A 23,546-nucleotide genomic window follows, 5' to 3' on the forward strand; every position below is an offset into this window, starting at 1 on the left:
CCCAGCTTGTTGTTTACCAGGAAGCCGATGCCGTCGTAGTAAGTAATGAAGCCCGGGAATTTCAGGCCCATGCCCGCGTCACGGGAACTGGTCATGGTGGTGTTGCGCGACAGGATGTCGATCTCGCCGGACTGCAGCGCGGTGAAGCGCTCCTTGGCGTTCAACTGACTGAACTTGACCTTGGTCGCGTCGCCGAAAACGGCAGCGGCCACTGCGCGGCAGAAGTCAGCGTCGATCCCGAGAATCTTGCCGGTAGCGTCCGGTACCGAGAAGCCCGGCAGACCGTCGCTCACGCCACATTGCACGAAACCTTTCTTCTGCACGGCATCCAGGGTTGCACCCGCCTGAGCGAACCCGCTGACGCCGAGTACTGCTGCTGCAGTCACGATCGCCAGAGTGGATTTCAACATCTTCATTCAAACCTCCAGTTTTGCTCTTGTTGTGTCGGAGCTTGAGTCCAGTCGCACCCTTTTGAGGCGGTGTTGACCCTTGTTGGCTTTTTATTGGGTCAACCGACGTAAAGACCTTCGCTATGAGTCTTTCAGGAGAAAATCCACATCATGGACAACTCACTTCTCACCAATCGGCCGAACGGGCTGTAGCCCTTTCACATTCGCTAAGCCCGTAGCGGCCATTGGCGAACATCCATTACCGGATTCTTTGCATCCCATCGTCAGGCGTTCACTGATAGTGTTACCGCCAGACGCAGGATCGGTTGCACGCTTCAAGCCATAGCAAAGCCCGTACCACACCGGCGGCTGAAGCACATAAGCGACAGGTCAATAGCAAAACTTGTAACCTTGCGACATCTTCTTAACGGATCAACCGGGCGCGCACTTCAATCACGCACTCAATGAGAGCGCCCGCACACAATTGGAGCAGCCATGACCGAGCCCTTGATTCTTCAGCCTGTTAAGCCCGCAGACGCCTGCGTGATATGGCTGCACGGCCTCGGCGCCGATCGCTATGACTTCCTGCCGGTCGCCGAGGCGTTGCAGGAAAGTCTGCTGAGCACGCGCTTCGTGCTGCCACAGGCGCCGACACGCCCTGTGACAATTAATGGCGGATACGCCATGCCGAGCTGGTACGACATTAAAGCGATGAGCCCGGCGCGAGCGATCGATCGCGATGAGCTGGAAGCCTCCGCCGATCACGTCATCGAATTGATCGAAAACGAGCGCGCCAGCGGAATAGACGCCTCGCGGATTTTTCTCGCGGGTTTCTCCCAGGGCGGCGCCGTGGTCTATCACAGCGCTTTTGTGAAATGGCAGGGGCCGTTGGGGGGCGTGATGGCGTTGTCGACGTATGCACCGACTTTCAGTGAAGAACTGCAGTTATCCGCCAGTCAGCAACGAATTCCGGTGCTGTCGCTGCACGGTCAGTTCGACAATGTGGTGCAAAACTCCATGGGCCGTACAGCATATGAGTATCTGAAAGCCCATGGTGTCACCGTGACATGGCAGGAATACCCAATGGAGCACGAAGTGTTACCCGAGGAGATTCGCGATATCGGCACCTGGCTGAGCGAACGCCTGCGCTGATTATCCGCACTACGTTCGCCCGTTGATCATCACACTACGCCGCGCCCGTTTCTTGCATTACACTGGCCGGCGTACATTCCTTAACCAATTGATGAGATGACCGTGCTCGAAGCACTCAAGAAAATGTTCGGTAAAAGCGAGGCTGAGCAGCTCGCGCCAGTTACCCGTGCGCCGTCGCACGCCCCCGGTCATCGCAACGATGCCCCGCAGGCCGACCGCCCCGCTCCCGCAGCGACACCGAAGCAAGAACCGCAACTTGCACCGGCCGCGCCAATCGCCGCCGAGCCTGCCCGCAGCGAAGCGCCAAAACCGCTCAAGCCACGTCGCGAACCCAAGCCCAAGGCACCGGTTATCCCGTGGAAACTCGAAGACTTCGTCGTCGAGCCTCAGGAAGGCAAAACCCGCTTTCACGATTTCAAGCTTTCGCCAGAACTGATGCACGCCATTCAGGACCTGGGCTTTCCTTATTGCACGCCGATCCAGGCGCAGGTGCTGGGTTTCACCCTCGCTGGCAAAGACGCCATCGGCCGCGCCCAGACCGGCACCGGTAAAACCGCCGCGTTCCTGATCTCGATCATCACTCAGTTGTTGCAGACCCCGCCGCCGAAAGAACGGTACATGGGCGAACCCCGTGCGCTGATCATCGCGCCGACCCGTGAGCTGGTGGTGCAGATCGCCAAGGACGCCGCCGACCTGACCAAGTACACCGGCCTGAACGTGATGACGTTTGTCGGTGGCATGGACTTCGACAAGCAGCTCAAGCACCTCGAAGCGCGTCACTGCGACATCCTCGTCGCGACCCCGGGCCGTTTGCTCGACTTCAACCAGCGCGGCGACGTGCATCTGGACATGGTCGAAGTGATGGTGCTGGACGAAGCCGACCGCATGCTCGACATGGGTTTTATCCCGCAGGTTCGGCAGATCATTCGCCAGACTCCACCGAAGGCCGAACGCCAGACGCTGCTGTTCTCCGCGACCTTCACCGAAGACGTGATGAACCTGGCCAAGCAATGGACCACCGACCCATCGATCGTCGAGATCGAGTCGCAGAACGTGGCCAACGAAAACGTCGAGCAGCACATCTATGCCGTGGCCGCTGCCGACAAATACAAATTGCTCTTCAACCTGGTCAACGATAACGGCTGGGAACGGGTGATCGTGTTTGCCAACCGCAAAGACGAAGTGCGCCGTATCGAAGAACGCCTGGTGCGCGATGGCATCAACGCCGCGCAATTGTCCGGCGATGTACCGCAGCACAAACGCATCAAGACGCTGGAAGGCTTCCGTGAAGGCAAGATTCGCGTGCTGGTCGCCACCGATGTCGCCGGTCGCGGCATCCACATCGACGGTATCAGTCACGTTATCAATTTCACCCTGCCGGAAGTACCGGACGACTACGTGCACCGCATCGGCCGTACCGGTCGTGCCGGCGCCGATGGCGTGTCGATCAGCTTCGCTGGCGAAGACGACTCCTATCAGTTGCCGTCCATCGAAGAGAAGCTCGGTCACAAGATCAGCTGTGAAACACCTCCAACGCATCTATTGCGTGCAGTTGAGCGCAAGCGTCCAGAGTAAGTGACACGATAGAAGAGAGGCGCAGCCGGCAACGGACTGCGCTTTTTTTTCGTCCGGATTTTTCAACAGGCGCTTGCCCGACAAAACTAAAAGTCCATAATAGACAAATAAGTTTAGTTTTCGCTTTCGGAGCCTGACATGTCCAGTACGCCTTACGTGATCGACCAAACCCAGGCCCGTGAGCTGCTGGCCCGCATCGATGTGCCGCAGATCCTGCGCAAGCTGTTCCGTGATCTCGCTGCCGGTAACGCAGTACAACCCGCGCAGCAACTGGTTGAGTTCCCGCAGGGTGCTGGCGATTTCATCAACTATCTGGGCGTGCTGGCCGAAGACGGCGTGTACGGCGTGAAGACCTCGCCGTACATCGTTCGCGAGCAAGGCCCGTTGGTGACCGCGTGGACATTGTTGATGTCGATGCAGACCGGCCAACCGTTGCTGCTGTGCGATGCCGGCGAACTGACCACCGCGCGTACGGCTGCGACCACCGCAGTGGCCGTCGATGCCCTCGCCCCGCTGGATGCGCGGCGACTGGCGATCATCGGCAGCGGCAAAGTCGCGCAGGCGCATCTGCATTACGTGAAGTCGCTGCGCGACTGGCAAAGCATCAGTGTGTATTCGCCGAGCCTGCATGAGGACCCTGAAACTCAGGCGCTTCTCAAAGCCATTGCGCCCGAGCTGACGATTGCCACAAGCCGTGAAGCCGCCCTCGCCGATGCCGACGTGATCATGCTCTGCACCTCATCTGCGGGGCCGGTGATTGACCCGGCAATATTGAGCAAACCCGCGCTGATCACCTCGATCAGCACCAACGCCCCCCGTGCCCATGAAGTGCCACCGCAAAGCCTCAACGACATGCAGGTGTTCTGCGACTATCTTCTGACCACGCCGACTTCGGCGGGCGAGATGCTGATTGCCGTTGAACAACATGGCTGGAGCAAGGATTCAATCATGGGGGACCTCGCCGATCTGCTCAGTGAAAAAGTGCAACGCCCCGGCTACGACCGCCACGTGTTTTTCCGCTCGATCGGGCTGGGCCTGGAAGACATCGCCCTGGCCAATGCGGTTTATCGCCTGCACCAACAGAATTGAATTCAATGCAGTCCCTGTGGGAGCGAGCTTGCTCGCGAAAGCGGCGTCACCTTCGAGAACATAGCAACCTGACACGACGCCTTCGCGAGCAAGCTCGCTCCCACAGGGGGTGGGCGCACTTCAATATTTTGAATCCCAGGAGAATTTCATGAGCCAGGCAGATTTCATCATCATCGGCGGCGGGATTGCCGGTGCTTCCACCGGTTTCTGGTTGTCGCCCCACGCCAAAGTGATCGTGCTGGAGCGTGAATCTCACCCGGCCTATCACTCCACCGGACGCTCCGCCGCCCTGTTCACCGCCGCTTACGGCACACCGCAGGTACGCGCACTGACTCAGGCCAGCCGCGAGTTTTTCGACCAGCCCCCGGCCGGTTTCTGCGAGCACCCGCTGCTGACCCCGCGCGGCGAGATGACCGTGGATTTCACCGGTGACGCCGCCGAACTCAATAACCAGTACCTGAGCGCCAAAGCCACGGTGCCGGAAATGCAACGGCTCAGCGCCGACGAAGCCTGCGCGCGCCTGCCGATCCTGCGCCGGGAAAAAGTCCACGGGGCGATTTACGACCCGACGGCCTGCGATATCGACACCGATGCCCTGCATCAGGGCTACCTGCGTGGTATCCGCCGCAACCACGGCGAGGTGCATACCGACTGCCAAGTGCTGAGCCTTGAGCGCGATGCCAACAATGTCTGGCAGGTGCAGACCAACGGCCAGACCTTCAGCGCTCCGGTGATCATCAACGCTGCCGGCGCCTGGGCTGACAAGATCGGCGCACTGGCCGGCGCACAATCGCTGGGGCTGCAACCGAAACGCCGCGCCGCGTTCATCTTCGCAGGCCCCGAAGGCGTCGACATTCATCACTGGCCGATGCTGGTCAGCCTCGACGAATCGTTCTACATGAAGCCCGATGCCGGCATGTTCCTCGGTTCGCCGGCCAACGCCGACCCGGTCGAACCCCACGACGTGCAACCGGAAGAACTGGACATCGCCATGGGCATCTATCAGATCGAAGAGGCCACCACGCTAACCATCCGCCGCCCGACCCGTACGTGGGCCGGCTTGCGCAGTTTCGTGGCCGACGGTGATTTGCTCAGCGGTTTCGATCAGCAGGTGCCGGGATTGTTCTGGGTCGCAGCCCAAGGCGGATACGGTATTCAGACTTCACCAGCGATGGGCCAGGCCAGCGCGGCGCTGGTGCGTGGTCTGCCGCTGCCCGAGCAACTGCGTCAGTTCGGCCTGAGCAGCAGCATGCTCTCGCCTGCCCGGCTTACCTGATCGACCATCGAGGTGACGCGCCCAACCGATTGCGGCAAACTCGCAGCGCCCCTGTTCATGTGGGCGCTGACGCTGCCTGGAGCTCCACTGTCATGACCGCCCCTGAATTCGACCCGGGACTGGATAACTTCCGGGCCATCGCCGACGCCATCGCCACGCTGTTTTTCCCCCACGCCGAGGTGGTGCTGCACGATTTGCGTACACAAAAAGTCGATTACATCGCCAACAACCTGTCCAAACGCGAGATCGGTGACGAGTCGTCACTCGAAGACATGCTCAGCGAAGATGTCAGCGAGCGGAACATCGGCCCGTATGAAAAGCTGAACTGGGATGGTCAGAAAATTCGCAGCCTGAGCAGCGTAATGCGCGACAGCGAGGGTCTGCCGCTGGCGGTGCTGTGCATCAATCTGAATATTTCGCTGTTCGAGAATGCCAAGGCTGCGCTGGATCTGTTCCTGTCGCCGAGCAAACTGATCCCGCAACCGGACTCACTGTTTCGCGATGACTGGCAAGAGCGCATCAACACTTTCCTGCATGCCTGGCTGCGCGAACGGCAACTGAGCCTGAATCTACTGACCCGCGATCACAAACGTGAGCTGGTGCTGGCGCTGCATGCCGAAGGCGCGTTCAAGGGCAAGAGTGCGTCGAACTATGTGGCCAATGTGCTGAACATGGGGCGGGCGACGGTGTACAAGCATTTGAAAGAGCTGAAGGGCTGAAGATTTGCAGTGAATGTCACGGCCTCTTCGCGAGCAAGCTCGCTCCCACAGTGATCGATTCGTACACATAATTCATGTGCAACGCAAAACCTGTGGGAGCGAGCTTGCTCGCGAAAGCGGACTATCAGTCGCCGTAGATATCCGACTTGAAATACTTGTCGGAAATCTTCTGATATTCGCCACTCGCGCGAATCCCATCAATGGCCGTGTTCAGCTCGGACACCAACTCACCATTACCCTTGCGCACCGCAATACCCGCCCCTTCACCGACATACTTCGGATCCTTCAGCTCCGGCCCGACAAACGCATAGCCCTTGCCGCGAGGCATCGTCAGAAAGTCGTTCAGCGGAATGGTGTCGGCAAAAATCGCATCGAGGCGACCGGCTGCCAAATCCATGTAGATCTCTTCGTTGTTGCTGTAGCGCTTGACGTTGATGCCCTTGGGCTCAAACACCTCGGTGGCATAGCGGTCAGTGGTGGTTGCGCGCTGCACGCCGACGTTTTTGCCCTTGAGGCTGGCGTACTGGTCGTCGACCGTGGCGCCGTCCTTCATCACCAGACGCGAAGAGGTGAAGTAATACTTGTGGGTGAAATCCACCGACTTCTTGCGATCTTCGTTGATGGTCATGGACGACAGGGCCATGTCGATTTTCTTCACTTTCAGCGAAGGAATCAGGCCATCAAACTCACCTTCGACCCACACGCACTTGACCTTCATCTGTGCGCACAAGGCGTTGCCGATGTCGTAGTCGAAACCGACAATTTCGCCTTTGTCGGTTTTCGAAGCGAATGGCGGGTAGGCAGCTTCGATGCCGATGCGCAGGGTTTTCTCGGCAGCGAACACGCTGCTGCACGCCAACAGGCTGAGCGCCAGACCGGTGATGAGGGGGAGTTTCTTCATGTTCGTTCTCTCGCGGGTTGTTGTTGGTTTGGCAAGATGAAGAAGAGCAGCTGGGAGCGGGGAGCTACGAGCGGCAAGATTGAAGCTTTTTTGTACTTGGAAATCCATATTGGACTTATAGGTACAAGTCGTCAATTAGGGAGGAGAGAGTGTCTGCGAGGTTTTTGGTGTTGCAGATGGCCCCTTCGCGAGCAAGCTCGCTCCCACATTGGATTTGTGAACGGCGCAGATCCACTGTGGGAGCGAGCTTGCTCGCGAAGACTTTCTGGAGGGCACTGAAGAACTTACTTTTTCCAGCGATCCGCCGCCGCATGATCACTGTCGCGCCCTTCCACCCAACGCGGACCGTCACTGGTGTTTTCTTTCTTCCAGAACGGTGCACGGGTTTTCAGGTAATCCATGACGAAGGCGCAGGCATCGAACGCAGCCTGGCGGTGGGCGCTGGCAGCGCCGACGAACACGATCGGCTCGCCCGGTTCGAGCACGCCGATGCGGTGCAGCACTTCCAGTTTCAACAACGGCCAGCGCTGCTCGGCCTCGATGGAGATCTTGCCGAGGGCTTTTTCAGTCATGCCTGGATAGTGTTCGAGGAACATCCCCGCCACATCCAGCCCATCGTTAAAGTCGCGCACGTAACCGACGAAGCTCACCACTGCGCCGACGCCGACATTGGCCGCATGCATCGCGTTGACTTCAGCGCCCGGATCGAACGGCGTGGCCTGCACACGAATCGCCATGGCTCAGCCTCCCGTCACGGTTGGGAAGAACGCCACTTCATCGCCATCAGCCACCGGCTCGTCGAGCTGGCACAAGTCTTCGTTGCGCGCGCACATCAGGTTCTGCTCGCTCAACACCTCGGCGCCGTCACGCTGCGCCAACAGCGCGCGCACGTCATCGATGGTGGAGAAATTACCTTCGACCAGCACCGAGTCCACGCCCAGCGCTTCACGGTAACGAGCAAAAAACTTAACGGTCAGCTTCATGCTTGATCCGCCTGAAAGTGCCCGCTCTTGCCGCCGACCTTTTCCAGCAGACGCACGCTTTCGATGATCATGCCGCGGTCCACCGCTTTGCACATGTCATAGATGGTCAGCGCGGCGACGCTGGCGGCAGTCAGCGCTTCCATCTCGACGCCGGTCTGCCCGGACAATTTGCAACGGGCGACGATGCGCACGGCATCTTCGCCTTCAGCGCTGAGTTCGACTTTGACGCCGGTGAGCATCAGCGGATGGCACAGAGGAATCAGATCGCTGGTTTTCTTCGCCGCCTGAATGCCGGCAATGCGCGCAACGGCGAACACGTCGCCTTTGGGATGGCCGCCACTAACGATCATCTGCAACGTTTCGGGGAGCATGCGCACCAGCGCTTGAGCCGTCGCCTCACGGAACGTCACGGCTTTTTCAGTGACGTCGACCATGTTGGCGCGACCTTGGGAATCGAGATGAGTCAGCACGGGATTACTCCTGATCAGGAGCGTGGATTGTAAACCTGCGAGTCAAATTTCCGCATCATTGATTATGAAATAACCACCGTCCCTGTGGGAGCGAGCTTGCTCGCGAAGGCGGTGTGTCAGGTAGGTGGTTGTTGACTGACACTACCTCTTCGCGAGCAAGCTCGCTCCCACACTTGGGTTTGGGAATGACGCATAAAAAAACCGGGCGGCTTTTTCGGCCGCCCGGTTTGTTGTGAAGGGTTACAAATGCGTTTCGGCGTATTCGGCCAGAATCGAGCGAGGCACCCCTTGCAGGGTGATGTGCACACCGTTAGGGAAATCCTTGAAGCGTTCGGTCAAGTAGGTAAGCCCGGAACTGGTCGCGGACAGGTAAGGGGTATCGATCTGTGCAAGGTTACCCAAGCACACCACTTTGGAACCGGCGCCGGCACGGGTGATGATGGTTTTCATCTGGTGCGGCGTGAGGTTCTGGCATTCGTCGATCAGGATCAGGCTCTGCTGGAAGCTGCGACCACGAATGTAGTTGAGCGATTTGAACTGCAACGGCACTTTGCTGAGGATGTAGTCGACGCTGCCATGGGTGTTTTCATCATCCATGTGCAACGCTTCGAGGTTGTCAGTGATGGCGCCCAGCCAAGGCTCCATTTTTTCCGCTTCGGTGCCGGGCAGGAAGCCGATTTCCTGATCCAGCCCCTGCACGCTGCGAGTGGCGATGATGCGCCGATAACGCTTGCTGACCATGGTTTGCTCGATCGCAGCGGCCAACGCCAGAATGGTTTTACCGGACCCGGCCGCACCCGAGAGGTTGACCAGATGGATGTCCGGATCGAGCAGCGCATACAGCGCCAGGCTCTGGTAGATGTCACGAGGTTTCAGGCCCCAGGCTTCCTGGTGCAAAAGGGGTTCCTGATGCAGATCGAGAATCAGCAGACGGTCTTCTTCAATCTCCTTGATCCAGCCAACAAAGCCCTGTTCGTCGATGATGAACTCGTTGATGTGCACCGCCGGCAGGTTGTCGATCAGCTTCACCTGGTGCCAGGTGCGGCCGTGGTCCTGACGGGTTTCAACCTTGCTCACGAGGTCCCAGAAAGAGCCGGTCATGTTGTGATAACCGTTGGGCAGCAGGGAAACGTCATCGACCAGTTGGTCGGTGCTGTAATCCTCGGCCGCGATCCCGCAGGCGCGCGCCTTGAGGCGCATATTGATGTCTTTGGTCACCAGCACCACAGGTTTCTGTGGGTCACGGGTGTGCATATCAATGAGTTGGTTAATGATTTTGTTGTCGTTCAGATGCTCAGGCAGAATCAGGCTCGACTCGGCCTGCTTGCTCATCAGAATTGACAGCAAGCCCTTCGGCCCGCCCTTTCCGCGCTGAATGGGCACGCCCAGTTCGACGTCCTCGGGGGACGCATCCCCCAGGGTCTTGTCGATCAGCCGGATGGCCTGACGGCATTCGGCGGCAACGCTGTGATGCCCGCTCTTGAGCTTGTCCAGCTCTTCGAGCACGGTCATCGGGATCGCGACGTGGTGTTCTTCGAAATTAAGCAGGGCGTTTGGATCGTGAATCAGTACGTTGGTATCGAGTACATAAAGGATTGGCTGGTTGGAAGGGCTACGTCCGTGATCATCCATACTCGGTCACCTTTGTCAGAGCCATTCGACGCAATACCTCTACAGTGCTGCGCCTCGAAGTGACTGCCGATTCATCTGCCGGGCTTTTATTGAAAGAGGCAGGTGACTTGCACACAAAGTGGGTCTTGGAAGACGCCACCTGTGTTGCAGGTTTCGGCGGTCTGTCTTCGTAATACTCCAAAAACCATGACAGGAAAAAGCACTTTGACGGTTTTTTGAAGTTTATTTTGCAAAGTGACGAATAGCCCTTGGCGGACTGCCCGCCCCCCGTTAGAGTCGGAAGTCCACCTGCATTGAATTCCGCAAAAAATCACCCCAAGCCCAATGTTTCCGGGCTTTCTTCGTTTCTCATCGAAACGCGTCCTGACAGTCTTCCCAGCCGATGCCGCTTTGCGCGATTTGCGTGATCAGCCACGGCATGGCGGTCTTCACCGCATCCTGCTTCATGTTGAAATTGATCACTCCATGACGCCACAACAGCATCAAGGTCAGCACTCGTTGTGCACTTTGCGGGCCTTTGAGTTTGCCGGCGCTATCCTGGGCATCGATATCCCACAACGCCACTTTCAGGCCCTGTGTATTGAAGAAGCCTTGCGCATCACTGCGCCGCTGGCCATCGGGCGGGCGGAACAGCGGCACGTAGTTTTCCGGTAATTTATTCTTCACCAGATCAGCACTGCGGCGCGCCGAGTCCTGCCAGTCCTGCCAATGGCTGTGGGAGCGGAACTCCCACCCCTGCACGCCGACGCACTGTTGCGAGAACACCGCTTGCAGGCTGCTCACCGAACGCTCGGCCAGCCGCGCCTGAATATCCTTGCCCAACATGAAGAACGTGCCGCTCATGTTTGATTTGCGCAGGTACTCGGTCAGCCAGTCGGTGTTGTCGGGCTGGGCGTTGGCTGCGCTGTCGAAGGACAGCAGAAACAGCCGGTCATGCATCTCGTCGCCGTTGCGCTCATAGTCGCCGAAACGATCGATTTCGCTGCTGGTCTGCGGGAACAGCGCAGCCTTGCGCAGCAATTCGTCCAGATACTGCAAATGGAAGATCCGGCTCGGCTCGGCCCATTTGGTGTAATAGCTGTCATCGCTGACGACGAACTTGGCGGCTTGCTCGCGCAGGGTCGGCAAGTCTTCAACGAGGAAGCAGAACGAGGCGTCCTGATCGCAACTTTGCTGGGCGTAGTTGTAGTTGGCAAGCAAGCGCTGCCACAGGCGTTCGCGCAGGCTGTTGATTGCATCCAGATTGACCGTGCGCAAGCCCAGGCGCTGAGCCAGCGCGGCCTCCGTCATCGATTCGGTGCCGAGCAAGCCACGGGCAAACATGAGGATTTCCGCCCGTGAAGCGACGTCGAACAGCGTCGGGCTGCTCAGTTGCTCAGGCCAGGTGCCGCGATCCAGCGTCGCCACATCACCCGGCGCCGCGACGGCACCGAAGCTCATCAGCCACGCGGTGAATAAAAGAACAATGCGCAATGGGATGTCTCCGTCACAAAACCCGGGCGGCACTATAGCTGATGTGCAGGACTCAAGGACGCTACCCTCACCCCAGCCCTCTCCCGGAGGGAGAGGGAGCCGAATTGTATTGATCTCACAACTCGAGTTCACCTTGAAAGCTCAGGTCGGCCGATATCGAAAGAACAACCCGGTCAGTCCCCTCTCCCCCCGGGAGAGGGTTAGGGTGAGGGAAAAATCCACCAGCCGTCGCAAATGCCCGAGCTTACCCATACCTATAACCCCCATAGCTGGAGTCATCGCCGCCAACCCCCTAGAATCGCCCCACGATTAAAGGAGACGACTTCATGCTGATGGTGATTTCCCCCGCCAAGACCCTCGATTACGAAACGCCGCCGGCGACCCAGCGCTTCACCCAGCCGCAATATCTCGACCATTCCCAGGAACTGAACCAGCAGTTACGCGAGCTATCGCCGGCGCAGATCAGCGAGCTGATGCACGTCTCCGATAAGATCGGCGGGCTCAATGGCGCGCGCTTCGGCAGCTGGACGCCAGCGTTCACTCCGGAAAACGCCAAGCAGGCGCTGCTCGCGTTCAAGGGTGACGTCTACACCGGTCTCGACGCGCAGTCCTTCAGCGAAGCGAATTTCGATTACGCGCAAAAACACCTGCGCATGCTCTCCGGCCTCTATGGCCTGCTGCGCCCGCTGGACTTGATGCAACCGTATCGTCTGGAAATGGGCACCAAACTGGCCAACGCGCGCGGCAAGGATTTGTACGCGTTCTGGGGCACGCGCATCAGCGAATGGCTGAATGAAGCATTGGCCGAACAAGGCGATGACTTGCTGCTCAACCTGGCGTCCAACGAGTACTTCTCGGCAGTCAAACGCACCGCGTTGAACGCACGAATCATCAATGCCGATTTCAAGGATCTGAAAAACGGTCAGTACAAGATCATCAGCTTCTACGCAAAAAAAGCCCGTGGCCTGATGAGCCGTTTCGTGATCCAGGAAGGCATCAACGATCCAGCCCAGCTCAAGCAGTTCGACGTTCAGGGTTATCGCTACAGCGCTGAACAGTCGAAACCGGACAATCTGGTATTTTTGCGCGATCACGCCCCCGAATAAAGCATGCCTATTGCACGACTCTTTCTATAAAGAGTCGTGCAGCTCGCACGATGTCGAAAATCCCTCGCCACATATCGCCATTTTTATGGCGCCACAAAATCAACACACTCTTTTCTAATATTAGTTTCACTCGACGCTGATCATTTTTTTCAGTAGTGGCACGTAAATTTTTTCTCGGTAGTGGCACAAAACTATCTAACGTGATTATTCGCCTGTTAATAAAGGTCGGAAACGAAGGTGCCATCAAATTGAGACCAGTGCCATCTTCGACAATATTTCAAGAAATTTCAGCTTTCGCGATGAGCGGGCAGGAACTTCATCCAAATGCATAGCTCATACCACCGGTAACGATTCTCTCCGAGTTTGTACGAGATAACTTACGCAGGGCAGATAGTCATGTAACCAAGTTGTCACAGCAACTTGCCTAGATGACTAACTAACTAGTCTGGAAACAACCCGAAGCACAGGAGATACGCACCATTAATATCCCCTGCAAGGCCATGGCCACGCCCCTATAAACGTGCTCGCCTGAGCACATAACCGCTTGATTCATAAGGCCATGCACCTGACATCAAGCGCGCAAACCGATTGCACCAAGGTCTCCAAAAATGGAGATCGGCTGCATAACAGGGCAAGCCATAACAACAAGGCCTAGTTGCGCACATCTTGAGTGCACTTATTTAGACACTCGAAAATTAGTATGCCTGCACACGGCATTGTGACGCCTGCGCGCCGCACTTTCGAGTGCACTTTTAACGCTGAACACCATTAACTCCGGCCTTATTGGGCCTGATATATACAGAGGTAATTGCGATGCGCATCAGCATATTTGGTTTGGGTTACGTTGGCGCAGTGTGTGCCGGTTGCCTGTCTGCACGGGGCCATGACGTCATTGGCGTCGATGTTGCCAAAGACAAGATCGACATGATCAACGCTGGCAAATCTCCCATTGTTGAGCCAGGTCTGGGCGAACTGTTGCAGCAAGGTATTCAGACCGGTCGTCTGCGCGGTACGACTAACTTCGCCGAAGCGATTCGCGATACCGACTTGTCAATGATTTGCGTCGGCACGCCAAGCAAGAAGAACGGCGACCTGGAACTCAACTACATTGAGGCAGTGTGCCGCGAGATCGGTTTTGTTCTGCGTGACAAGACTACCCGCCACACCATCGTGGTGCGCAGCACCGTTCTGCCAGGCACTGTCGCCAACGTTGTCATCCCGATCCTCGAAGACTGCTCCGGCAAAAAGGCCGGCGTTGATTTCGGCGTGGCGGTCAACCCTGAGTTCCTGCGTGAATCCACCGCGATTGCCGACTACGACCTGCCACCGATGACCGTCATCGGTGAGTTCGACAAGGCATCGGGCGACGTTCTGCAATCGCTGTACGAAGAACTCGACGCACCGATCATCCGCAAGGACATCGCTGTTGCCGAGATGATCAAGTACACCTGCAACGTCTGGCACGCAACCAAAGTGACATTCGCCAACGAGATCGGCAACATCGCCAAAGCAGTCGGCGTCGATGGCCGTGAAGTGATGGACGTGGTTTGCCAGGACAAGACCCTCAACCTGTCCCAGTACTACATGCGCCCTGGCTTCGCCTTCGGCGGTTCGTGCCTGCCAAAAGACGTGCGCGCCCTGACCTACCGCGCAGGTTCCCTGGACGTCGAAGCACCGCTGCTCAACTCGCTGATGCGCAGCAACGAATCGCAAGTGCAGAACGCCTTCGACATCGTTGAAAGCCACGACAAACGCAAAGTCGCCCTGCTCGGCTTGAGCTTCAAGGCCGGCACCGACGACCTGCGCGAAAGCCCGCTGGTGGAGTTGGCCGAAATGCTGATCGGCAAGGGTTACGACCTGAGCATCTACGACAGCAACGTCGAATACGCCCGTGTTCACGGCGCGAACAAGGACTACATCGAGTCGAAGATCCCGCACGTGTCGTCCCTGCTCAACTCGGACTTCGACTCGGTGATCAACAACTCCGACGTGATCATCCTCGGCAACCGCGACGAGAAGTTCCGCGCGCTGGCGCAGCAAGCACCGGACGGCAAACAGGTCATCGACCTGGTGGGCTTCATGGCCAAAGCCACCGACGCTGGCACCCGTACCGAAGGCATCTGCTGGTAACCCGGCAGCAAGCCTCTAGCTTCCAGCCGCAAGCGCACCCCGCTTGCGGCTGAAAGCCTCCATCACCTTCGGATGACGGTTATGTCGAACAAGCTCAAACATTTTTTTCTGCAATCAGCCGGCTGGCTTTTTTATCTCAGTCTGCTGATGGGCCTGGCCTTGATGCTGCCCGCGTCCACATTCGACTCCGAGTCGAAGGACTTCATTTTTCTGATTGGCGCCGTGGGTATCTGGCGCTACTCGATGGGTGCAACGCACTTTGTGCGCGGCATGATTTTTCTCTACATCGTCTACCCGCACCTGCGCCGTAAAGTGCGCAAGCTGGGCAAGGCAGCAGATCCGTCGCACGTGTTCCTGATGGTTACCAGTTTTCGTATCGACGCGCTGACCACAGCGCAGGTCTACAGCTCGGTGATCCGCGAAGCGATTGAATGCGAACTGCCAACCACCGTGGTCTGCTCCATCGTCGAAATGTCCGATGAACTGCTGGTGAAAAGCCTCTGGGCGCGGATGAACCCGCCAGAGCGCGTCAAGCTCGACTTCGTACGCATTCCCGGCACCGGCAAGCGCGATGGTCTGGCTTACGGCTTCCGTGCGATCTCCCGGCACATGCCCGATGACCGCGCCGTTGTGGCCGTGGTCGATGGCGACACCGTGCTCGCCGAAGGCGTAGTGCGCAAGACCGTGCCGTGGTTCCAGCTGTTCGGCAATGTCGGTGGCCTGACCACCAACGAGTTCTGCGAAGTGCGCGGCGGCTACATCATGAGCGAATGGCACAAGCTGCGTTTCGCCCAACGCCACATCAATATGTGCTCGATGGCCCTGTCCAAACGCGTGCTGACCATGACCGGTCGTATGTCGGTATTCCGCGCCACCGTGGTCACCGATCCGGACTTCATCGCCGACGTTGAAAGCGACTCGCTGCAACACTGGCGCCTGGGCCGCTTCAAGTTTTTGACCGGCGACGACAAGTCGAGCTGGTTCAGCCTGATGCGCCTTGGCTACGACACGTTCTACGTGCCGGACGCGGCGATCCACACCGTGGAACACCCGCCAGAAAAGAGCTTCATCAAGGCCAGCCGCAAACTGATGTTCCGCTGGTACGGCAACAACCTGCGGCAGAATGCTCGCGCACTCGGCCTTGGGGTTAAACGCCTCGGCGTGTTCACTTCGGTGGTGCTGTTCGATCAGCGCGTGTCGATGTGGACCTCGCTGCTGGGCCTGACCGTGGCGATCATCGCGTCGTTCAAGTACGGCACCGCGTTCATCCTGGTTTATCTACTGTGGATCGGTATCACCCGCCTGATCCTGACCCTGTTGCTGTCCTGCTCAGGGCACAAGATCGGCCCGGCCTACCCGGCGATTCTTTATTACAACCAGATCGTCGGCGCGCTGGTGAAGATCTACGTGTTCTTCCGCCTCGACCAACAGTCCTGGACTCGCCAGGACACCAAACTGACCCGTGATCTCGCCAGCTTTCAACGTTGGTTCAACACTTGGTCGTCTCGGACCATGACCTTCTCCGCCGGCAGCATTTTTGTCGCCGTGCTGCTGATGATGGTCTGACCCGCCCCTATTGAATTAACAAGGAAATCGCCCCTATGAATACCGCCGTCAACGCCAACGTAGTGCATGAATCCGAAGCCCAGCGCCAACACGCCCGAGTGAAAATCCCGGCCAAGCTGCGTTTCTTCGGCCCTGACCGGACGCCGCTGGAAACCCGTGTGCTGGATCTGTCGGCCGGTGGCCTGGCGTTCAACGCCGGGCAGATGCCGCTGACCATCGGCGAGGTGCACAAGGCGCGCCTGCAATTTGTCATCGACAACCTCGGTCTGGCCATGGACGTCGAGCTGCAAGTGCGCTCCTACGACCGCCAGACCGGCCGCGTCGGCTGCCAGTTCCAGAACCTTGATCAGCAGGATATTTCGACCCTGCGCCACTTGATCACTTCGCACCTGGCCGGCGACATCGTCAGCATGGGTGAAGTGCTGGCAACCCTGCAGCGCGACAACTTCACCAAGGCGCGCAAGGTCAAGGATGGCGGCCACGGCATGACCGCGTTCGGGCGTCTGAAAGCAGTGACCTTCAGCGCCGGTATTTTTGCGGTCGGTCTGATCGCGGCGGGTTTCATTGCCAAATCGGTGTACGGCATGTACTTCGTCAGCCATGCACAGGCCGGTCTGGTCAGCGTGCCGGGGATGAACATCACCATGCCGCGTGACGGCACCGTGCAGAGCCTGATCAAGTCCGACGGCGTTGCGGCCAAAGGCGCGCCACTGGCGACCTTCAGCACCAGCATGCTCGACGTGCTCAAGGGCCATATGCAAGAAGATCAACTGTCGCCCGCCAAGGTTGAAGAACTGTTCGGCAAGCAAATGACCGGCACTCTGACCTCGCCGTGCGATTGCACCGTGGCCCAGCAACTGGTGGCCGACGGTCAATACGCGAGCAAGGGCGACGTGATCTTCCAACTGGTACCGCGCAACACTGAGGCCAATATCGAAGCACGCTTCTCCTATCGCCAGTTTGGCGACGTGCGTCCGGGCACCCCGGTGAGCTTCCAGATCGCCGGCGAAGACAAGATCCGCACCGGCAAGATCGTCAGCAGCACCAGCCTGAAAAGCGCCGACCTGTCCTCCGACATTCGCGTGCAGATCAAGCCTGACGAGTCGCTCGACAGCAGCCTCGCCGGCCGCCCGGTGGAAGTGAACAGCGACCGTGGCCCGAACCTGAACTGGCTGATCGACAAAGCCATGGCTGCCGGTCTTTAAGTCGAGGACATGCCTGTGACTACTCCACCCATCCTGAAAACACCGCGATCCCTGTGGGAGCTGGCCTGCCAGCGATTGGATCAGCGCGGTTTATCTGATGCACCGCGTCACCCGAGTCGCCAGCAGGCTGGCTCCCACATGGGATTGATGGTGTGCTCGCTGGCACTCGCAGTGTCTCTGGCCGGTTGCGCCGGCCTGCCCGATCAACGCCTGGCCAACGAAGCGCTCAAGCGTGGCGACACCGCCACCGCCGCGCAGAACTATCAGCAACTGGCCGATCTGGGCTACAGCGAAGCGCAAGTGGGCCTCGCTGATATCCAGGTCGACAGCCGCGACCCTGCGCAAATGAAACAGGCCGAAGCGACTTATCGCGCAGCGGCCAGTGTTTCGCCGCGTGCTCAGGCACGTCTCGGTCGCTTGCTGGTGGCCAAACCGGGTTCCACCGAAGCCGAGCACCACGAAGCCGAAACCCTGCTGAAAAAAGCCGCCGCCAATGGCGAAGGCAATACGTTGATCCCGCTGGCGATGCTGTATCTGCAATACCCGCACAGCTTCCCGAACATCAACGCTCAGCAACAGATCGATCAGTGGCGCAAATCCGGTTACCCGGAGGCAGGTCTGGCGCAGGTGCTGCTCTATCGCACCCAAGGCACCTACGACCAGCATCTGGATGACGTGGAAACAATCTGCAAAGCCGTGCTCAACACCACCGACATCTGCTACGTCGAACTGGCCACGGTCTATCAGAAACGTGCACAGCCAGAACAACAGGCCGAGCTGATCAAGCAGATGCAGGCCGGTTACAGCCGTGGCACCGTCACCGCTCAGCGTGTCGATTCGGTTGCCCGTGTGCTGGCCGATTCGACCTTGGGCAAGACCGACGAAAAAACCGCGCAGTCACTGCTTGAGCCAATCGCCCCGGGCTACCCGGCGTCGTGGGTCACCCTCGCGCAATTGCTTTACGACTTCCCTGAATTGGGCGACGTCGACCAGATGATGAAGTACCTGGACAACGGCCGCGCCGCCGACCAGCCACGCGCCGAGCTGTTGCTGGGCAAGCTCTACTACGAAGGCAAAGTGGTCCCGGCCGACGCCAAAGTCGCCGAAGAACATTTCCAGAAAGCCGTTGGCCGCGAAGTGGCCGCCGACTACTACCTCGGCCAGATCTATCGCCGTGGTTACCTGGGCAAGGTTTACCCGCAGAAGGCTCTCGACCATCTGCTGACCGCTGCGCGCAACGGCCAGAACAGCGCCGATTTCGCCATCGCCCAACTGTTTTCCCAAGGCAAGGGCACCAAGCCCGACCCGCTCAACGCGTATGTGTTCAGCCAATTGGCGAAAGCTCAAAACACCCCGCAGGCCGATGAGCTGGCGACCACTATCGCTGCCCAGTTGCCGCCCGAGCGTCTGGCCGAAGCCCGGCGCCTGCTGCAACAGGAACAGGCCAGCCGTGGCGCCCTGAACCCAAACACGCTGCAACTGCACGCCCTGCAAGAAGAAGACGGCGAGGAAAAACTATGAAGCTCAATCCATTCGTGAAGGCCGGTATTGGTCTCACATTCGCGCTGATCTGGTCTTGCCCGACACTGGCCGCGATGACTGAAAGCAAGAATTTTGGCCTGGATGTGAAAATCACCGGCCAGTCCGAAGACGACCGCGATCTGGGCACTGCCAGCGGCGGCGACGTCAGCGGCGTCGGCCTCGACCTGCGTCCGTGGGTCTACGGCGAGAGCGGCGCGTGGAGTGCCTATGCCATGGGCCAGGCGGTGACCTCGACCGATATCATCGAGACCGACACCCTGCAGCAGTCCGACAGCGACGGCACCCAGACCACCGACAACGGTGATCGCAAGACAAAGAAAAACTACTTGGCGATGCGCGAATTCTGGGTCGGCTACAGCGGCCTTACGCCCTACCCCGGCGAGATGCTCAAGCTTGGTCGCCAGCGCCTGCGCAATGACGATGGCCAATGGCGCGACACCAATATCGAAGCGCTGAACTGGACTTTCGACACCACCCTGTTGCGCGCCAATGCCGGTGTTGCCGAACGCTTCAGCGAGTACCGCACCGACTTGAAAGAGCTGGCGCCGAAAGACAAGGATCGCCTGCACGCCTACGCCGATGCCGCCTACCAGTGGACACCGGGTAACTGGGTCGGGATTCGCGGACACCATACTCACGATGACGGCAAACTCGACTATCCGGAACCTGGCGTGGCCGGTGATTCGCTGGACAAGAAAGAGAACGGCGACATCAGCTGGATCGGCCTGACCGCCGACAGCGATGCCTACAACTGGCGCAACACCAACACCGTCAACTACTGGGGCAGCATCACCGGCATGAGCGGCGACCGCGACACGGTCAACGCACTGAATGCCGATGGCACTCGACCGACTCAGGCCAAGCGCAGCGATGACGTCAACGGCTGGGCCACCGACATCGGTGTGCGTCTGCGCCTCGATCCGCAGTGGCAAGTCGGTGCCGCCTATGCCCGCGCCAGCGCCGATTACGAACAGACCGGTCTGGAAAGCAACCGCTCGAACTACACCGGTACACGTTCACGCGTTCACCGTTTCGGCGAAGCGTTCCGGGGCGAAATGAACAACATGCAGACCGCGACCCTGTTCGGTTCGTGGATGCTCAACGACGAGTACGACGCCAGCCTGATCTACCACAAGTTCTGGCGCGTCGACGGCAACAAGCCAGTCGGCAGCAACGGCATCAACGCCGTCGAGAACAACACCGACGACGTCACCGGCGCGATCTTGTCCAGCACCTCCTTGCCGCTTGAAGACGGCAACAAGGACATGGGTCAGGAGATGGACCTGGTGGTTACCAAGTACTTCAAGCAAGGCCTGTTGCCGGCGGCGTTGAGCCAGTCGATTGATGAGCCTTCGGCGCTGGTGCGTTTTCGTGGCGGCGTGTTCAAGCCGGGCGATGCCTACGGCAAGCAGGTTGATTCGTACATGCACCGCGCGTTCATCGACGTGATCTGGCGCTTCTGATGCAAACCGCCAAGGGAGTGCCCGACATGAACAGTGCCCGCAAAGGCTCACTCAGCCTGCTGGCCGGCGCGATGCTGCTGGCCAGCGCTGGTGCCTTCGCTGCTGTGGAGCCGGCGAAGCCGGTCACTACGGCGAAGGAGCTACAACAAGCCAAGACCTACACCGTCAGCAGCGCACCCACCGAGGCGCTGAACCTGGCCGCGCCAAAACTGCCGGACCTCTCCGGCTACACCGCCGAAGCCGCCGCCGCGAAAATCGTGCGCAGCAAAGCGGGCAAGGTCAGCGTGCGCCGGATGATGCAGGAAGACGCCCTGAAGGACTTCATCGGCGGCGACAACAAGATGGCCGAATGGGTGGTGCGTCAGCACGGCATTCCGCAGGCGATCTTCGTCGACGACGGCTACATGAACCTCAAGGATCTGGCGAAGAAACTGCCCAAGCAGTACTTCAGCGAAACCGCGCCGGGCGTGTACCTGTCGAAGTTGCCGATCGTGGTTGGCCGTAAAGGCATCCTCGAAATCGACGGCCAGACCCAGGAGTTGCGCCTGTCCCAAGAGGCCGGTTCGTTCCTGGTCAACGACGGTCAGTTGTTCGTGCGTGATACCAAGGTCACCGGCTGGCGCGAGAAGGAAAACGGCCCGGCAACCTTCCGTTCGCCGAAAGAATTCCGCCCGTTCCTGCTCGCTTGGGGTGGCACCGAGACTTACATCGTCAACAGCAAGATGGCCAGCTTCGGCTACGCCAACAGTAAGTCGTACGGCGTGAGTATTTCCCAGTACACGCCGAACATGGCCAAGGTGCTCAAGCGTTCCGAGCCAACCGGCTGGATCGTCGGTTCCGAGTTCTCGGACATGTGGTACGGCTTCTACTGCTACGAGACCCGCGACTTCGTGGTCAAGGGCAGCACCTACAAAGACAACATCGTCTACGGCATCGACCCGCACGACCGTTCCCACGGTCTGATCATTGCCGAGAACACCGTTTACGGTACGAAGAAGAAGCACGGGATCATCATTTCCCGAGAAGTGAACGACAGCTTCATCTTCAACAACAAAAGCTACGACAACAAACTCTCGGGCCTGGTGATCGACCGTAACAGCGTCAACAACATCATTGCCTACAACGAGATTTACAAGAACCACACCGACGGCATCACCCTCTACGAGTCTGCCGACAATCTGCTGTGGGGCAACAAGGTCATCAGCAACAGGCGCCATGGCATCCGCATTCGTAACAGCGTGAACATTCGCCTCTACGAAAACATCGCCATGGCCAACGGTCTGACCGGCGTCTACGGCCACATCAAAGACCTGACCGACACTGACCGCGACATCAAGCTCGACCCGTTCGATGCGCAGGTTTCGCTGATCGTGGTGGGCGGTGAACTCGCGGCCAACGGCAGCGGCCCGTTGTCCATCGACTCGCCCCTGAGCGTCGAGCTGTATCGCGTATCGATGCTGGCGCCGACCAAATCCAGCGGCATCAGCTTCAACGGCATCCTCGGCGAGCGCCAGGATGAAATTCTTGACCTGCTGGTGCGCCAGCAGAAAGCCGTGCTGATCGACCCTGTCGAACGCCAGACCGAAATGCAGGACTGAGGATAATTTTATGCACCCACACTTGATCAAATTACTCAGCCTGTCGGCCCTGTCCGTGGGCATTCTGGCCGCCAGCAATGGCGTCCGTGCAGACGAAGTCAAAGCGCCGCAATTCACCGCCGAACCGTGCTGCAACCTGTGCCCGGCAGCGCATGACGCGAAGAACTACACCACGCGTTATCAGCAGAACTTCACCACGCTGGTGCAGGCGCAAGGCGACTGGTTGTTCCGTACGCAAGAAGACCTGCGCACCGAATTCAACACCACCCCGGCCGGCTACAAACGCATGCAGCAGTTGCACGATGCGTTCAAGAGCAAAGGCGTCGAGCTGGTGATTGTCTATCAGCCGACCCGTGGCCTGGTGAACCGCAACAAGCTCAACCCGCAGGAAAAAGCCGCGTTCGATTACGAGAAAGCGCTGGGCAACTACAAAACCATGCTCGGCCGTTTCGCGCAGATGGGTTATGTGGTGCCGGACCTGTCGCCGCTGACCAACGAATCGCTGCCGGACACCCTGCCCGCCCACGACTTCTACTTCCGTGGTGACCAGCACTGGACACCATACGGCGCGCAGCGCACGGCAAAAATCGTCGCCGAGAAGGTCAAGCAGATCCCGGCCTTCGCCGACATTCCCAAGCGTGAGTTCGAGACCAAGAAGTCCGGGCGCATGGGCAAGACCGGCACCCTGCACAACATGGCAGGGCAACTGTGCGGCACCAGTTACGCGATCCAGTACATGGACCAGTTCACCACCGAGCCGAAAGGCGAAGCGGGCGACGGCGACCTGTTCGGTGATTCCGGCAACCCGCAAATCACCCTGGTCGGCACCTCGCACAGCGGCAAGAACTACAACTTCGCCGGGTTCCTTGAAGAGTCGATTGGCGCCGACATCCTCAACGTGGCGTTCCCGGGCGGTGGTCTGGAAGGTTCGATGTTGCAGTACCTGGGCAGCGACGAATTCCAGAAGACCCCGCCGAAAATTCTCATCTGGGAATTCTCGCCGCTGTATCGCCTCGACCAGGAAACCATCTACCGCCAGATGATGGCGCTGCTGGACAACGGCTGCGAAGGCAAAGATGCACAGATGACCGGCAGCGCCACACTGAAGCCGGGCAGCAAGCAAGAACTAATGGTCAACAGCAAGAACCTGAACCTGCAGAACAGCAACCATCAGGTCGACATTCGCTTCGCCGATACGTCGGTGAAAACCCTGCAAGCCACCCTCTGGTACATGAACGGTCGCCACGAGGACATCAAGATCGAGAAGCCGGAAACCT

General features: G+C 58.8%; 20 protein-coding genes. 13 read left to right on the forward strand and 7 right to left on the reverse strand.

The window, feature by feature from the left end; all coding sequences use genetic code 11:
* Nucleotides 1-416: transporter substrate-binding domain-containing protein (locus ACIQVE_RS11390; protein WP_402807974.1), on the reverse strand; the 416-nt coding region annotated here is incomplete at its 3' end.
* 468 nt (nucleotides 417-884) lie between these two features.
* Between ACIQVE_RS11390 and ACIQVE_RS11395 the strand changes: the two genes are divergently transcribed.
* The 5 genes from ACIQVE_RS11395 (at nucleotide 885) to ACIQVE_RS11415 (ending at nucleotide 6,200) form a co-directional block, all read left to right on the forward strand.
* Nucleotides 885-1,541 carry an alpha/beta hydrolase gene (locus tag ACIQVE_RS11395; RefSeq protein WP_402807975.1) on the forward strand — a complete coding sequence of 219 codons (657 nt, stop codon included), beginning with the start codon at nucleotides 885-887 and terminating at the stop codon, nucleotides 1,539-1,541.
* A 96-nt stretch (nucleotides 1,542-1,637) separates the two neighbouring features.
* Nucleotides 1,638-3,116, forward strand: coding sequence for an ATP-dependent RNA helicase RhlB (gene rhlB / locus ACIQVE_RS11400; protein ID WP_402807978.1), 1,479 nt, complete (start codon nucleotides 1,638-1,640; stop codon nucleotides 3,114-3,116).
* 138 nt (nucleotides 3,117-3,254) lie between these two features.
* Nucleotides 3,255-4,205: an ornithine cyclodeaminase family protein gene (locus tag ACIQVE_RS11405; protein ID WP_402807980.1), complete on the forward strand. Its 951-nt coding sequence runs from the start codon at nucleotides 3,255-3,257 to the stop codon at nucleotides 4,203-4,205.
* A 148-nt stretch (nucleotides 4,206-4,353) separates the two neighbouring features.
* Complete coding sequence (locus tag ACIQVE_RS11410; RefSeq protein WP_402807982.1) at nucleotides 4,354-5,481, forward strand: NAD(P)/FAD-dependent oxidoreductase; 1,128 nt, start codon at nucleotides 4,354-4,356, stop codon at nucleotides 5,479-5,481.
* 92 nt (nucleotides 5,482-5,573) lie between these two features.
* Nucleotides 5,574-6,200 (forward strand): transcriptional regulator, encoded by a 627-nt coding sequence (locus ACIQVE_RS11415; protein ID WP_402807984.1) that lies wholly within the window; start codon nucleotides 5,574-5,576, stop codon nucleotides 6,198-6,200.
* Nucleotides 6,201-6,324: 124 nt separating this feature from the next.
* Here the strand turns inward: ACIQVE_RS11415 and ACIQVE_RS11420 are convergent, their stop codons facing one another.
* The 6 genes from ACIQVE_RS11420 to ACIQVE_RS11445 form a co-directional block, all read right to left on the reverse strand.
* On the reverse strand, nucleotides 6,325-7,101 hold the full coding sequence (locus ACIQVE_RS11420) for an ABC transporter substrate-binding protein (RefSeq protein WP_402807986.1): 777 nt from the start codon (nucleotides 7,099-7,101) through the stop codon (nucleotides 6,325-6,327).
* A gap of 284 nt (nucleotides 7,102-7,385) precedes the next feature.
* Complete coding sequence (gene moaE, locus ACIQVE_RS11425; RefSeq protein WP_402807988.1) at nucleotides 7,386-7,838, reverse strand: molybdopterin synthase catalytic subunit MoaE; 453 nt, start codon at nucleotides 7,836-7,838, stop codon at nucleotides 7,386-7,388.
* Nucleotides 7,839-7,841: 3 nt separating this feature from the next.
* On the reverse strand, nucleotides 7,842-8,084 hold the full coding sequence (locus ACIQVE_RS11430) for a MoaD/ThiS family protein (protein WP_402807990.1): 243 nt from the start codon (nucleotides 8,082-8,084) through the stop codon (nucleotides 7,842-7,844).
* A complete protein-coding gene (gene moaC / locus ACIQVE_RS11435) occupies nucleotides 8,081-8,554 on the reverse strand; it encodes a cyclic pyranopterin monophosphate synthase MoaC (RefSeq protein WP_402807992.1) in 474 nt (157 codons plus the stop codon). Before moaC ends, ACIQVE_RS11430 begins: the two co-directional genes overlap by 4 nt.
* Nucleotides 8,555-8,794: 240 nt before the next feature.
* Nucleotides 8,795-10,186 (reverse strand): PhoH family protein, encoded by a 1,392-nt coding sequence (locus tag ACIQVE_RS11440; protein WP_402807994.1) that lies wholly within the window; start codon nucleotides 10,184-10,186, stop codon nucleotides 8,795-8,797.
* Between the two features lie 348 nt (nucleotides 10,187-10,534).
* The gene (locus tag ACIQVE_RS11445; RefSeq protein WP_402808202.1) at nucleotides 10,535-11,626 is read right to left on the reverse strand and encodes a polysaccharide deacetylase family protein; all 1,092 of its coding nucleotides are present in this window, start codon (nucleotides 11,624-11,626) and stop codon (nucleotides 10,535-10,537) included.
* Nucleotides 11,627-11,985: 359 nt separating this feature from the next.
* On the opposite strand from ACIQVE_RS11445, the gene yaaA reads away from it, so the two are divergent.
* The 8 genes from yaaA to ACIQVE_RS11485 form a co-directional block, all read left to right on the forward strand.
* Nucleotides 11,986-12,765 carry a peroxide stress protein YaaA gene (gene yaaA, locus ACIQVE_RS11450; RefSeq protein ID WP_402807996.1) on the forward strand — a complete coding sequence of 260 codons (780 nt, stop codon included), beginning with the start codon at nucleotides 11,986-11,988 and terminating at the stop codon, nucleotides 12,763-12,765.
* An 813-nt stretch (nucleotides 12,766-13,578) separates the two neighbouring features.
* Complete coding sequence (locus ACIQVE_RS11455) at nucleotides 13,579-14,895, forward strand: nucleotide sugar dehydrogenase (RefSeq protein ID WP_402807999.1); 1,317 nt, start codon at nucleotides 13,579-13,581, stop codon at nucleotides 14,893-14,895.
* 81 nt (nucleotides 14,896-14,976) lie between these two features.
* Nucleotides 14,977-16,461 carry a mannuronan synthase gene (gene alg8, locus ACIQVE_RS11460; protein ID WP_402808002.1) on the forward strand — a complete coding sequence of 495 codons (1,485 nt, stop codon included), beginning with the start codon at nucleotides 14,977-14,979 and terminating at the stop codon, nucleotides 16,459-16,461.
* Between the two features lie 35 nt (nucleotides 16,462-16,496).
* The gene (locus ACIQVE_RS11465; RefSeq protein WP_402808004.1) at nucleotides 16,497-17,666 is read left to right on the forward strand and encodes a PilZ domain-containing protein; all 1,170 of its coding nucleotides are present in this window, start codon (nucleotides 16,497-16,499) and stop codon (nucleotides 17,664-17,666) included.
* Between the two features lie 9 nt (nucleotides 17,667-17,675).
* Entirely contained in the window at nucleotides 17,676-19,187 is a 1,512-nt protein-coding gene (gene algK, locus ACIQVE_RS11470) for an alginate biosynthesis TPR repeat lipoprotein AlgK (RefSeq protein ID WP_402808007.1), read from the forward strand.
* The gene (locus ACIQVE_RS11475) at nucleotides 19,184-20,671 is read left to right on the forward strand and encodes an alginate export family protein (RefSeq protein WP_402808010.1); all 1,488 of its coding nucleotides are present in this window, start codon (nucleotides 19,184-19,186) and stop codon (nucleotides 20,669-20,671) included. Before algK ends, ACIQVE_RS11475 begins: the two co-directional genes overlap by 4 nt.
* 26 nt (nucleotides 20,672-20,697) lie before the next feature.
* Complete coding sequence (gene algG / locus ACIQVE_RS11480) at nucleotides 20,698-22,269, forward strand: mannuronan 5-epimerase AlgG (protein ID WP_402808012.1); 1,572 nt, start codon at nucleotides 20,698-20,700, stop codon at nucleotides 22,267-22,269.
* Between the two features lie 10 nt (nucleotides 22,270-22,279).
* Nucleotides 22,280-23,546: alginate O-acetyltransferase (locus ACIQVE_RS11485; protein WP_402808015.1), on the forward strand; the 1,267-nt coding region annotated here is incomplete at its 3' end.

The organism is Pseudomonas sp. NPDC098747, from assembly GCF_044760045.1.
Classification (GTDB): Bacteria; Pseudomonadota; Gammaproteobacteria; order Pseudomonadales; family Pseudomonadaceae; genus Aquipseudomonas.